At 61.4% G+C, this 12233-nt stretch carries 11 protein-coding genes; 10 read left to right on the forward strand and 1 reads right to left on the reverse strand.

Annotated elements, in window-relative coordinates; genetic code table 11:
• Positions 1 to 116: 116 nt before the first annotated feature.
• The gene (locus tag HUU46_18675) at positions 117 to 560 is read left to right on the forward strand and encodes an immunity 26/phosphotriesterase HocA family protein (protein ID NUM55672.1); all 444 of its coding nucleotides are present in this window, start codon (positions 117 to 119) and stop codon (positions 558 to 560) included.
• Here HUU46_18675 and HUU46_18680 read toward each other — a convergent pair.
• Entirely contained in the window at positions 557 to 904 is a 348-nt protein-coding gene (locus HUU46_18680; GenBank protein NUM55673.1) for a hypothetical protein, read from the reverse strand. The genes HUU46_18675 and HUU46_18680 overlap by 4 nt on opposite strands.
• A 172-nt stretch (positions 905 to 1076) precedes the next feature.
• Between HUU46_18680 and HUU46_18685 the strand changes: the two genes are divergently transcribed.
• The 9 genes from HUU46_18685 to nuoB all read left to right on the forward strand — a co-directional run bounded on the left by HUU46_18685 (position 1077) and on the right by nuoB (position 12197).
• On the forward strand, positions 1077 to 1433 hold the full coding sequence (locus HUU46_18685; GenBank protein NUM55674.1) for a winged helix-turn-helix transcriptional regulator: 357 nt from the start codon (positions 1077 to 1079) through the stop codon (positions 1431 to 1433).
• Between the two features lie 405 nt (positions 1434 to 1838).
• The gene (locus HUU46_18690) at positions 1839 to 2540 is read left to right on the forward strand and encodes a PTS sugar transporter subunit IIA (GenBank protein NUM55675.1); all 702 of its coding nucleotides are present in this window, start codon (positions 1839 to 1841) and stop codon (positions 2538 to 2540) included.
• Entirely contained in the window at positions 2537 to 4597 is a 2061-nt protein-coding gene (locus tag HUU46_18695; protein ID NUM55676.1) for an oxidoreductase, read from the forward strand. Before HUU46_18690 ends, HUU46_18695 begins: the two co-directional genes overlap by 4 nt.
• Positions 4594 to 6771, forward strand: coding sequence for a hypothetical protein (locus HUU46_18700; protein ID NUM55677.1), 2178 nt, complete (start codon positions 4594 to 4596; stop codon positions 6769 to 6771). The genes HUU46_18695 and HUU46_18700 overlap by 4 nt, the downstream gene beginning before the upstream one ends.
• Positions 6768 to 7703: an NADH-quinone oxidoreductase subunit H gene (locus tag HUU46_18705; protein NUM55678.1), complete on the forward strand. Its 936-nt coding sequence runs from the start codon at positions 6768 to 6770 to the stop codon at positions 7701 to 7703. Before HUU46_18700 ends, HUU46_18705 begins: the two co-directional genes overlap by 4 nt.
• Complete coding sequence (locus tag HUU46_18710; GenBank protein NUM55679.1) at positions 7700 to 8359, forward strand: hydrogenase; 660 nt, start codon at positions 7700 to 7702, stop codon at positions 8357 to 8359. The genes HUU46_18705 and HUU46_18710 overlap by 4 nt, the downstream gene beginning before the upstream one ends.
• A gap of 1 nt (position 8360) precedes the next feature.
• Entirely contained in the window at positions 8361 to 9845 is a 1485-nt protein-coding gene (locus tag HUU46_18715; GenBank protein ID NUM55680.1) for a hypothetical protein, read from the forward strand.
• Positions 9845 to 11401 carry an NADH-quinone oxidoreductase subunit C gene (locus HUU46_18720; protein NUM55681.1) on the forward strand — a complete coding sequence of 519 codons (1557 nt, stop codon included), beginning with the start codon at positions 9845 to 9847 and terminating at the stop codon, positions 11399 to 11401. The genes HUU46_18715 and HUU46_18720 overlap by 1 nt, the downstream gene beginning before the upstream one ends.
• A 40-nt stretch (positions 11402 to 11441) precedes the next feature.
• Entirely contained in the window at positions 11442 to 12197 is a 756-nt protein-coding gene (gene nuoB, locus HUU46_18725; GenBank protein ID NUM55682.1) for an NADH-quinone oxidoreductase subunit NuoB, read from the forward strand.
• The last annotated feature ends 36 nt before the right edge of the window (positions 12198 to 12233 follow it).

Raw genomic sequence — 12233 nt, forward strand, 5'->3', positions numbered from 1 at the left:
CCCCAACGACTCGAAACTCACAAAATGTAGTGAAGACTTTCGACAACCCGATCAATAATGACAACCACTTACAAAAATAACTGCGGAAGTTGGGCTAACGCGGAGAGTACTGTTTGATGAAGCAAAAGATTGTGCCAGGCGATGTATTTGAAGTAGATCTGAAGGACGGGTCTTATGCTTACGGTAGGGTACTTCGAAATGTTTTTGGTTTCTATGATTTGCGAGCTTCGACTTGTCCGCCTGTTGAGGAAATCGTGGCTCACCCAATGATCTTTAAGATTTGGGTGATGGACTATGCTATAGAAAGAAGACTTTGGCGAATCATCGGGCATGTTCCTCTTTCCCAGGAATTGACCGTTACACCGCGTTTCTTCAAGAAGGATCCAATTACCGGCAGGCTAACCATTACTGTCGATGGTAGCCAAGAGATTCCTGCGACCTACGATGAATGCAAAGAACTCGAATGTGCTGCGGTCTGGGATCCGGAACATGTAGAGGATCGACTTCGAGACCATTTCGAGGGACGCAAGAACGTGTGGTACCAGTATCTGAGGCCCTAGTTAGAGATCCCGGCGAGCCACGCAAATTCGTAGTGTTGGTGATCCAGCCCGACGGCATCTACCTGCGCGAGTGGAACAACAACGTGGTCACCGAACTCGGCGGCGTTGCGGTGGAAATCCCACAGGACCGGTGGCACCAGGTCACCGTCGAACTCTCCGGCGAGCTTGAAGGCGAGGACCGCGAAGTCGTCACCGTTAAACAACTGCTCGCCGGGGCCACGGACATCCAATCCATCCAGGCCGAGACGACCTTCCTTGGCGACGGCCAAGTCGGGTTTGGCGTGGGCGAACTGGCCGAGTTCCGGCTCGACGATTTGATCGCGCGCGCGCCAGTAGGTCTTCACGCCGTGACACTTCGTAGAAGAGCTGCAAATCCCGCCACCACAATGGTTTGGCTAACTCAATCCCATTCTGCAAATTGAGGCTTCGCCCACTCAAACGACGCAACGGCGGCAGCGCCAACAGAGGGGATTGAAGTAACTTGCAAATATTCGATATTGCGAATATACTTGTGCTATGCAAAACAGAGCCATGCGAGAGTTTAAGGCGGGGATATTCCGTGCACTGGCGCATCCGACCCGGGTGGCCATTGTGGAGATTCTCCGGGAGGGCGAGCATTCCGCCGGCGCAATTCTCGAGCGGCTCGAGTTGGAGCAAGCCAATGTGTCCCAGCACCTTGCGGTGTTGCGGGCGAAGGGGATCGTCTCGAGCCGGAAAGACGGCAACCAGGTCATTTATTCGCTCAAGCACCAGATGCTCGTGGACGTGCTGGAGATTATGCGGCAGTACTTCATGAGCCACTTGTCCGAGGCGGCGGACTTGCTCCATATGCTGGCGGTCGAAGAAGCCGCAAGCTCCGAACTTGTCGAATGATTGTTAGGCGCACACGTTTCCGATCAGGTCCCAAACGTCGTCGCGGAGTATTAATGGAGCGGCCGCTGACGCGTCTTGCGGGGCGTGCCGGAGCATCGAGAGGACAAAGCGGAGCTTTTCAAGAGTGCGTTACGAAGTAGAAACTTCGTAACGAGTTGTCCAAGTGGAAACTTCGTAACGAGTAGTGCAAGTGCGACTTCGAAACGAGTGAGAGTTTGGCCGCCTACGGGCGGGGCAGGTAGATCGATTACAGGTACGATGACGATTACGCGCATTACGCCGAGCATTAAGGCGGCAGCGTGATCCGTCGATTTTCGGAACAGAACCCCCAATGTTTCTATCGCATACACACAATACCGGGGACGACGCTTCGCGTCGACACCGTTTTTCATCGGAGTACCGAACATGGATTTAACCGCAAAGGACGCGGCCAAACTTCTCAACGTGGACGAACGCACGATCCGCCAGTGGATCGCGGACGGCGCCATCCCCAGCTACACGGTTGGGGACAAGACGCGCCTGAATCGTGTCGAGCTTCTCGAGTGGGCGGCGGAGCAGAAGCGGGCCGTTGCGCCGCAGATGTTCGCGTCGAACGGAAAGAAGCCGCACGAGTTCGTGTTATGCGACGCCGTCCGGCTCGGTGGCGTCGTCGCCAGTCTCGAATGTACGGACAAGCTTTCCGCGCTCAGCGCCGTGTGCCGCGCCATGCCGCTGCCAGAGGAAGTAGACCGGACGGAGTTGGCGGGTGTCCTTGCCGCGCGCGAGGCGTTGTGTTCGACCGCGATCGGGAATGGCATTGCCATTCCGCACCCACGCAGCCCGATCGTGCTGGGCGTTTCCGAGCCACAAGTGACGGTGGCATTCCCGAAGAAGCCGATCGAATTCGGCGCACTTGACGGAAAGCCGGTACACACGATGTTCGTTATCGTGAGCACAACCGTACGCAATCATCTCCTGGTGCTAAGCCACTTGATGTTCGCGTTGAAGAGCAAACCCTTCCTCGGGCTGTTGGCAAAACGGGCAAGCCAGGACGATCTGCTCGCGGAGTTGCAGCGGCTCGAAGAGGAATTCGCGAAGGTGGACGCGTCGAAGGGCGCCGCTCGATGAACATGGTCCTTGCCGCGCTGACCCTATTGGTCTCCGGTGCGGCGGTATCCGTTGTGCTCTCCTCATGGCGAAAGGCCGCGCTGGCGGCGGGGCTCATGTCGAGTGTTTTCGCGTGCGTGGCAATCCTCGCTGGCGCGCTGCGCACATTAACGGGAGAGAACCCTTTGCCCGCGGAGATAGCCTGGCCGCTTCCATTGGGAACGTTTCGGCTCGTTTTGGACGGACTATCCGCGTGGTTCCTGCTTATGATCGGCACCGTCGGCCTGTGCGCAACGGTCTACTCGTGGGGCTACTACGATGGAGGAAAAAGCAAGGAATACAACCGCGCGTATCCGCTGCTGTTTTGCGTGGTGTTAGCCGCGCTCATTCTCACCGTCGCCGCTGGGGACGCGCTCGTCTTTCTCATCGGCTGGGAGCTGACGAGTCTTTCCGCATTCTTTCTAGTTGGTCTCAACGATCGCGACGCCGATTCGCGGTACGGCGCATGGACATACCTTATCGCCGCCCATCTCGGCACCGCGTTCGGCGTGTTGCCCCTGTTCGCGCTGTTCATTTCGCGCACGGGCAGCAGCGATATGGCGTTGTTTCCGGAAGCGTTCACCGGCGCGGACGCCGTCGCCGCCGCCGCATTCGCGTTGGGTGTTGTTGGTTTTGGCACAAAGGCCGGCTTCTTTCCCTTTCACGTATGGCTGCCGCTGGCGCACCCTGTAGCACCGAGCCCAGTCTCGGCGCTAATGTCGGGAGTCGTGATCAAGATTGGAATATACGGTTTGTTCCGGACCGTGTCCTGGCTGCCGGACTTACCCGCATCGTGCGGATCGGCATTGCTGTTTCTATCCGCGATCACGGCGCTGCTCGCCATTCTGAATGCGCTGGGACAACGCGACATAAAGCGGATGCTCGCCTACTCGAGTGTGGAAAACATCGGCATCGTCGGCCTCGGGTTATCCGTGGCAATGTTGGGCCGTTCGCTTCACGTTCCGCTTCTCGTCGCGTGCGGACTGAGTGGCGCCTTGCTGCACGCGCTCAACCACTCGCTGTTCAAGGGCATGCTGTTTCTCTCCGCGGGAGCCGTGTTGCACGGCGCGGGAACGGGAGACATCGAACGACTTGGCGGGCTGTCAAAGTACGCGCCGGGAACGAGTCTGGCTTTCCTCACCGGCTCGGTGGCCATATGCGCGCTGCCGCCATTGAACGGATTCGTCAGCGAATTTCTGATCTACAAAGGACTGCTTCACGGCTCGGAGAGCTTGCCCTTGTCCTACGCGGGGATCTCCGCAGCGGCGATCACCGTCCTCGCACTCACGGGCGCGATCGCACTGCTCGTATTCTCAAAGGTATTCGCCGTGACGTTTCTTGGCCATCCCCGAGACACAAGCATCCGCATGCACAAAGTCCCGGCGACGATGAACGCCGCGATGATGTTTCTGGCAATCTGCTGCGTAGCGGTGGTCGCGTTACCCGGCGCGGTGGCGACGGCACTCGGCGTGGCGACGCAGCGCTACTCCGGGCTGTCAGACAATCCGCTTCAAGACGTCGGACCGTATACTGTCTCACCCGCGATTCCGTTGCTGGTGTTCGCGGTAATTGCGCTGATCCTATGGGGAGCGCGAAGAGCGCTGCCTCGCGGCGGCGAGGCCGCGACGTGGGGCTGCGGGTACGCACGTCCGGCCAGCGCGATGCAATACACCGGATCTTCCTATAGCTGGACTCTGTTGTCCGCGTTCCGGCAAGCCGTCCGGCCACAGCGGCGTTTCCCGGGCTTGGGAAGCGGATGTTTTCCGGAACCGGCGCGGCTCGAAACCGCGCAGCGGGATTTGGCCCTGGATAACGCGTACCGGCCCTCGTTTCTGAGGATAGAACGATTCTTCGAAAAACTGTGGCCGCTCCAACACGGCCGCGTGCAACTCTATTTGGTATACATCGTCGCTACGATCTTCCTGGTGTTCCTGGCCGAGTCGCGGTTTACACCTTTCCATTCCGATACTCGCGTGCCGGATGCAGAAGCTCGCCCGGTAGCCGCAGCCGCGACGAGCGGGAGCGGGTCCGCGAAATGATTTGGGCAATTTCCAGCCTCGCAATTTTGTCGATCGGAATTGCGCTGCCGCTGTGCCTGTCTCGCGTCCCGCGCATTGCGCTCGTCGTATCGATGTCGGCGCTGTTCATTGGGGGCCTATTATTGTTGGCGGCATCCGTTCCCGTGCTGTTGCGCGCGGGCGACGTTGCGCCGACGCATATCGCGTGGTCCGTGCCGATGGGCCACGTCTCGCTGTCGTTGGACGGATTGTCCGCATGGTTTCTCATGACCATCGGACTCCTCGCGGTGTGCACCGCGCCGTATTCGGTCGCGTACATGCGCCCGTACGTAGGCCGGGAACCTGTCGAACGGTTCGGTGCGCTCCTGTGCATGTTGGTGGCGTCGCTGATTGTATTCGTGTGCGCGTTCGACGTTGTCGTGTTTCTCATCGGGTGGGAACTGATGACGTTGTCCGCGTTCCTCCTTGTGATATTTCATGACGAGAGACCGGACGTGCGCCGCGGCGCGTGGATGTATCTCATTGCGACACACCTTGCCACCGGCCTGTGCCTCGCACCGTTACTCGCGCTGGTGTACGGGGCGACGGGGACAACCGGCTTCGATACCATCGCGCAGACGCTGCGTGGCACAGACAGGAACTTCCTGATCGCCATCTTTCTTCTCGGTGTGTTCGGGTTCGGCGCGAAAGCCGGGTTCTTCCCGCTGCACATCTGGTTGCCCGCGGCGCACCCCGTCGCGCCCACGCCGGTATCCGCGTTTCTGTCCGGCGTCGTCGTCAAAATGGGAATCTACGGCTTGCTGCGCCTCCTCACGTGGCTGCCGCCGCTGCCGACGGCATGCGCAGGTATCCTGCTCGCAGTGGGGATTGTGAGCGGTGTGCTCGGCGTGCTGTACGCGCTGGCCCAGCACGATCTCAAGCGCCTGCTGGCGTACCACACGATCGAAAACATCGGCATCATCGCCATCGCCATTTCGATGGGCATGTTGGGCCAGGCGGTAAACGCGCCCGCGGTGGCCGCGCTCGGTTACGGCGGCGCGCTCCTGCACGTCACGAACCACGCATTGTTCAAGGGACTTCTTTTTCTTTCTGCCGGCGCTGTGCACCACGGCACCGGCACGCTCGCCATCGAGCGGTTGGGTGGGCTGGCGCATAAGACCCCTGTGAACGCACTGCTGTTTCTCGCGGGGGCCGTTGCGATCTGCGGCTTGCCGCCGTTGAACGGGTTTGTCGGAGAGTGGGTGATTTACGCCGGGTTGGTGACCGGCGCGCAACAATCGATCGGAGTATCGGGCGGATTGCCCGCCGTCGGCGTGTTCTCGCTCGCGCTGATGGGGAGCCTCGCGCTCGCATGTTTCGCCAAGGTGTTCGGCGTGGTGTTTCTCGGGGCGCCACGCGATCCCGCGTTGAGCGCGCACGCCACGCCGTTCGCGATGAAAGCCGCCATGGCCATGCCCGCGATCGCCTGCGCGTGTATCGGCCTCGCACCCGGCCTTTGGATACCGCTGACATACAGCGCCACGAGTTCGCTGGTGGGAACTGACATCGAACACGTCCGCCACGCTTACGGTTCGGTATTGAGTTGGGGAACGCGGCTCTCGTGGATGGCCGCTGTTTTCCTGTGCGTCTGCACGGCATTGGCGCTGGCACGGCGCATCGCGTCCACAACCAGGTCGCGCGCCGAAACGCCGAGTCGCGTGACCACGTGGGGCTGCGGGTACGGCTATCCCACAGCGCGCATGCAATACTCCGCCACGTCGTTCGCGCTTCCGCTCATCCGAGGATTTCGCGGGCTGCTCTGGCCGGAGTTCCGTTACGCGGCGCCATGTGGCCCGTTCCCCGGCGCGAGTCACGCCGAGACGCACGTCCCCGATTTCGCCGAGCACGACGTATTTGCGCCGCTATTTCGCGGAATCGCCCGGGCCTCGGCAATGTGGCGCCACTTCACCTGGTCCGGCGCTCCGGCGGCGGGCACACGCGCGAGCGCCGCACACGAACGGCTGGGGCCCCTTCGGACTGTAGTGACCAATACGGTTGTGGCGCTTCGCAGGGGCGCGATCCAGGTGTATCTCCTATTCATCGTGATAACCCTGATTCTGTTGTTCGCGCTCGAAGGTCTTGTGTTTCATCGCGCGCGGATTTCTCCCGGCCCCACTGCGCCGGATAGCACTGTTACCACAGGACAAACTCAATGACCGCGATCACTCTCGCCATAACGACATTGGAATTGTTGGCGACGCTCGCCGTTGCGCCGTTTCTCGCCAGCGTGATCGTAAAAACCAAGGCGTGGTTCGCCGGGCGTGCCGGCCCGCCGTGGCTGCAACCCTATTACGACTTGTACAAGCTCGTGCGCAAAGAGCCGGTGTACAGCTCGACCACGACGTGGATATTCCGCGCGGGGCCGGTCGTCAATCTGGCGGCACTGTTAACGGCGGCCACGCTCATGCCTGTGCTCTCCAGCCGTTCATTGCTGGGCTTTTCGGGAGACCTCATTCTCTTCGCGTATCTACTTGCGCTGGGCCGGATGTTCACGGTCCTCGCCGCGATGGACACTGGGAGCAGCTTCGAAGGCATGGGCGCGTCGCGCGAAGTGACGTTCGGCGCGATGGTCGAGCCGGCGTTGTTTCTCGCGTTCGTCGTACTTTCTGTTGCGACCCACAGCCTGCGACTGGACGAAATGCTCGGGCCGCAACTCCTCGGCGCGTGGCAGACGACCGGGCCCGCAATGGTGCTCTTGTTGGGCGCGCTGTTCATCGTGCTGTTGACCGAGACCTGCCGGGTCCCCGTTGACGATCCTGCGACGCATCTCGAGCTCACGATGATCCACGAGGTAATGGTGCTCGACCACAGCGGGCCGGAACTCGCGTACATCACGTATGGCGCGTCGCTCAAGTTTGCGCTGTTGGGCTCGTTACTCTTGCACGCCGCCATACCGCACCCCGCCGCCCTGCATATCGTGGATCCGGTGTTGCGCCTCGCCGAACTCGTCGCGCTGGCGGGTGCGGCCGGTACTGTCGAGTCAGTCATGGCGCGCCTGCGGTTGAACCGCGTGCCGCTTCTTCTGGCGGGTTCGAGCGTGCTGTCCGCGCTTGCAGTGGTGTTGGTGCTGGGGAGGGGCCTGTCGTGATTTCGACGCTCGTGGATTCGCTGTTGATGGTGGCCGTCCTGTTGGACCTCGCCATGCTGGGAACGAGCCGCCTCTCCGGCTGCATACGCCTATTCGCATCGCAGAGCGTAGTCTTGTCCGTCTTGCCGGTGCTGCTGGAGTTGCACAATTCAGGGAACGTTGGCGCGCATGCCGCGGCGATAGCCCTGGGCGCGATCGGGCTGAAAGGAATTCTGATCCCGTGGATTCTTCTCAGAATCCTGCGGAGTGGAGAAATCCACCGGGAGATTCAGCCGTTCCTCGGGTTCACGTCGTCGGTCCTCTTCGGCGCGGTCATCGTCATTGCGAGTTTCGGTTTGTCGCACCGCCTTACGCTGCCCGTCGCGCCCGCGGCCGACCTCATTCTGCCCGTCGCGATTTCGACCGTGCTGATCGGCATGGTCATTCTCGTCAGCCGGTTGAAAGCGCTCACACAGGTCATCGGCTATCTCGTGGTCGAGAACGGCGTATTCATACTTGGCCTATTGCTCCTCGAACAACTCCCGATACTCGTCGAGTTGGGGATTCTGCTCGACCTGTTCGTCGCGGTGTTCATCATGGGAATCGTCGTCTACCACATTCGTCAGGAGTTCGATCACATGGACACGCACCTGCTGGATACGTTGAAGGAGTCGTGACGTGCATCTCCTGTTAATACTGGTTCCCGCCGCCGCCGCGGGCATTTGCCTGTTGACGCCCTATGCACGGCTGCGCCTTGCCGTCGTTTTAGGTGGGGCGGCTGGTCATCTTGGGATAACGATCTGGACGTGGCAACCGGGCGTTGAAGGCGGGCCGTTGTACTTCTTCGCGCTCGATCCGCTGGCGCACTTGTTCGTAACGCTGATCAGCGTGTTGTTCCTCGCGACCTCCGTCTATTTCGTGGGCTATCACCAGGAGTCCCACATCTCGCACCGGGGATTTCTCGCGTGCATGCTGGCGCTCCTGGCCGCATTGAGCGCGTTGTGCATGAGCCAACACCTCGGCGTGCTGTGGGTCTGTCTCGAGGCCGCGTCGTTGGCGTCGACGCCGCTCATCTATTTCCATCTCAGCGCGCGTTCTCTCGAGGCCACGTGGAAATTTCTGTTGATGAACTCGGTCGGCATTGCGCTCGCGCTCCTCGGAATCTTTTGCTACGCGATCGCCACGCTGGGTATCGAGCCGGGAGTGTCCCTGTCGCTTGGCGACATGACGGCGCGCGCGCGCGAACTGGACGTGACGTGGCTGCGCGCGGGGTTTCTGCTCGCCTTGGTCGGGTTCGGAACGAAGATGGGGCTTTCGCCGCTGCACAGTTGGAAGCCCGACGCCTACGGAGAGGCCCCGCCCCATGTCGCCGCCCTCCTCTCGGGAGGCGTGACGCTGGGCGCGTTCATCGGACTGTTGCGCGTCTACGGTGTATGCATCGCCGCGGACCTGCACGCGTTCGCCTCGCAGTGGCTCATCCTGTTTGGTTTGCTTTCGATTGCGACCGCGGCGATCTTTGTCGTCGGCAATAACGACTACCGCCGGATATTCGCATACACAAGCGTTGAACATATGGGCGTACTCGCGCTCGGCGCGGGGCTCGGAATGGATGGCGCGTACGCGAGCGTGCTGCACGCGCTCCACAACACGTTCAATAAAGGCGTGCTCTTCTTCGTCGCGGGTTACTTCTTTCGGATTTACGCGAGCAACAAGGTGAGCGACGTTCGCGGCGCGCTGCACCACCATCCCGTCGCCGGGTTCCTATTCCTTGGAGGGTTGTGCGCAACCTGCGGGCTTCCACCTTTCGGCATGTTCTTCAGCGAACTCGGGATTCTGTTTGCGGCCGCGGGCCGTTCGCAGTGGTTGGTCATGGGCGTGTTCAGCGTGACGCTTGCCATTGTCTTCGTAGGCGTCATGACGGCCATGCTGCCCATGGTTTTTGGGCCGCCGCCGGAAGACCTCGCACGGGCCGATTCGGGCGAACGGCGGTGGCGTCGCACCGTGATGCTCGCGCCGGCGGCCCTGCTCCTTGTCGCGGGTTTCGGACTCGGCGCGTATCAGCCCGCGGGCGTGCGCGCGGCGTTGGTCGCGGCCGCACAAACGATCGAACAGCCCGGCCAGTCCGCTATCGCGCCGCTGGCATCGGCTCGAGGAGATCGGTAATGGCCGCGGCAGCATACCCATCGCGGGGTCTCGTCCTAAGAAACGGCGACGATGCGAGTTTGTCCGACCTTCCCGTACTGAAGCCCGAGGACTTCACCGCGTGGGTACTCGATGGCCGTGCCCGCGGCGGAAGGCTGGCCCAACTATTTGGGCGGCGCGCGCACGATGGCGGCGTTACCGTCTACGCATTTGTGGCGTACGACGCCGACGGAGTTGTCGAAGTCAGCGCCACGCACCTCGGCGCCGCGCATGGTTTCGGCCGGTTGGAGTACCCATCGATCTCCGAACAATGGCCCGCGGCGCAGGCGTTCGAGCGCGAGCTCGCCGAGCAGTACGGCGTGACGCCGCTTGGCCATCCGTGGCTCAAGCCCCTCCGCTACCACGCGACCGATACAGGCGCCCCGGCGCCGTGGGGGCCATTCGACGCCAACAAAGTCATCCCGGGGGACTACCCGTTCTACCGTGTCGAAGGCGACGAAGTGCACGAGGTGGCCGTCGGCCCCGTCCACGCGGGCGTGATCGAACCCGGTCACTTTCGTTTCCAGTGTCATGGCGAGGACGTCTTGCACCTGGAAATCATGCTCGGATACCAGCATCGCGGCGCTGAGAAACTTCTGGTGCATCCCAATCGAACGCGCGGCGCGATCGTTGCCGAAACGATCGCGGGCGACACGTCGATTGGTCACGCCACCGCGTACTGCATGGCGCTCGAAGCCTTGGCGGGCGTCGCCGTGAGCGCGCGCGCGCACGCCATTCGCGGGATCGCGCTCGAACTCGAACGTCTCGCGAACCACGTCGGCGATCTAGGCGCGCTGTGCAACGACGTGGCTTTTCTTCCTGGTGCATCCTATCTCGGACGGCTGCGCGGTGACTTTCTCAATCTTACCCTCGAAATCTGCGGCAACCGGTTCGGAAGAAACCTGGTTCGTCCCGGCGGGACTGCGTTCGATATTTCGCCGTCGCTGTCCGACACACTTCGCAAACGCCTCGAAGCGCTGCAACCAGAAGTGCTCGATGTGTTGGATATGATGTTTTCGCAGTCCTCCGTGTTGGCGCGGTTCGAAGGCACGGGCGCCTTGAGCGAACAGCAAGCGGACGAAATCGGATTGGTGGGGCCGGCCGCGCGTGCGTGCGGCTGTACGCGGGACGTCCGCCAGGATTTCCCCTTCGGCATGTTCCAGTTCAGCCACATTCCCGTCGCGAACGAAACGACGGGCGACGTCTACGCGCGTGCGGTCGTTCGATGGCTCGAAGTGCAGCGCTCGATCGAGTTCCTGCTCGAACATATGGGCACCAAGCCCGCCGGCGGCACCTTCGCGCCCATGCGCACGTTCAGGCCAAACGCACTTGCGATCGCAATGTGCGAGACGTGGCGCGGCGAGGCTATGCACGTGGCTTTCACGAACGCAGCGGGCGACCTGGATTTCGTAAAAGTCAAAGACCCGTCCATTCACAACTGGTTCGGATTGGCCCTCGCCATGCGCGGGACGCCCATCTCCGATTTCCCGTTGTGCAACAAAAGTTTCAACTTGAGCTATGCGGGGCACGATCTGTGACAGAAGCGAATACGCGGCGTTGACGTAAGGCAAACTACAGATGCTCGACATCATCCGAACTAGAATGAAACAGGGCCATCGTACGATGGCGTTCCCTGATCAGGTCCCATCCCTTCCGGAGCGGTTCCGCGGCCGGCCCGCAGTCGATGCGTCCAAGTGCATCGACGGGTGCCGCGCGTGCGCCGATGCATGCCCAACGGAAGCAATTGACGTCACGGACAATCTATCGTTGGATTTGGGAAAGTGCGTGTTTTGCACGGCGTGCGTCGAGGCATGTCCGGAAGGGGCCATCGCATACACGCAAGACTATCGCATGGCCGTGAACACGCGCGGCCAACTTGTGTTGGATGGGCCCGGCCTCGAACTGGCGCAGCGCATGGGCGACGAACTGTTCCGCGTGCTGGGCCGCGCCCTGCGCCTGCGCGAAGTGTGCGCCGGAAGCTGCAACGGGTGCGATTTGGATACCAACGTATTGAACACCGTCGGTTGGGACCTTTCGCGTTTCGGCATCCAGTTTGTCGCGTCGCCGCGTCACGCGGACGGCCTGCTCGTGACGGGCCCGGTCACCAAGAATATGGAACACGCACTAATGGAGACCTACGCGGCAGTCCCGAAACCGAAGATCGTCATTGCGCTTGGCGCGTGTGCGATTAGCGGCGGGCCGTACCGCGGCAGCCACGCTGTAAACGACGGCGCGGATCGTTTATTGCCGATCGATTTGTATATCCCGGGCTGCCCGCCGCATCCGTTAACCATCCTGGATGGGCTGCTGCGCTTGGTGGGGCGAATCAAGTAGTCCGACAGCCCTGGCGGCGGTCGGTTCATGACATCC

Source organism: Candidatus Hydrogenedentota bacterium, from assembly GCA_013359265.1.
Classification (GTDB): domain Bacteria; phylum Hydrogenedentota; class Hydrogenedentia; order Hydrogenedentales; family SLHB01; genus JABWCD01.

Coding starts and splice junctions, on each gene's coding strand:
- HUU46_18685 (NUM55674.1), top strand. CDS start 1,077: ATGCAAAACAGAGCCATGCGAGAGTTTAAGGCGGGGATATTCCGTGCA.
- HUU46_18700 (NUM55677.1), top strand. CDS start 4,594: ATGATTTGGGCAATTTCCAGCCTCGCAATTTTGTCGATCGGAATTGCG.
- HUU46_18705 (NUM55678.1), top strand. CDS start 6,768: ATGACCGCGATCACTCTCGCCATAACGACATTGGAATTGTTGGCGACG.
- HUU46_18690 (NUM55675.1), top strand. CDS start 1,839: ATGGATTTAACCGCAAAGGACGCGGCCAAACTTCTCAACGTGGACGAA.
- HUU46_18720 (NUM55681.1), top strand. CDS start 9,845: ATGGCCGCGGCAGCATACCCATCGCGGGGTCTCGTCCTAAGAAACGGC.
- HUU46_18675 (NUM55672.1), top strand. CDS start 117: ATGAAGCAAAAGATTGTGCCAGGCGATGTATTTGAAGTAGATCTGAAG.
- nuoB (NUM55682.1), top strand. CDS start 11,442: ATGCTCGACATCATCCGAACTAGAATGAAACAGGGCCATCGTACGATG.
- HUU46_18695 (NUM55676.1), top strand. CDS start 2,537: ATGAACATGGTCCTTGCCGCGCTGACCCTATTGGTCTCCGGTGCGGCG.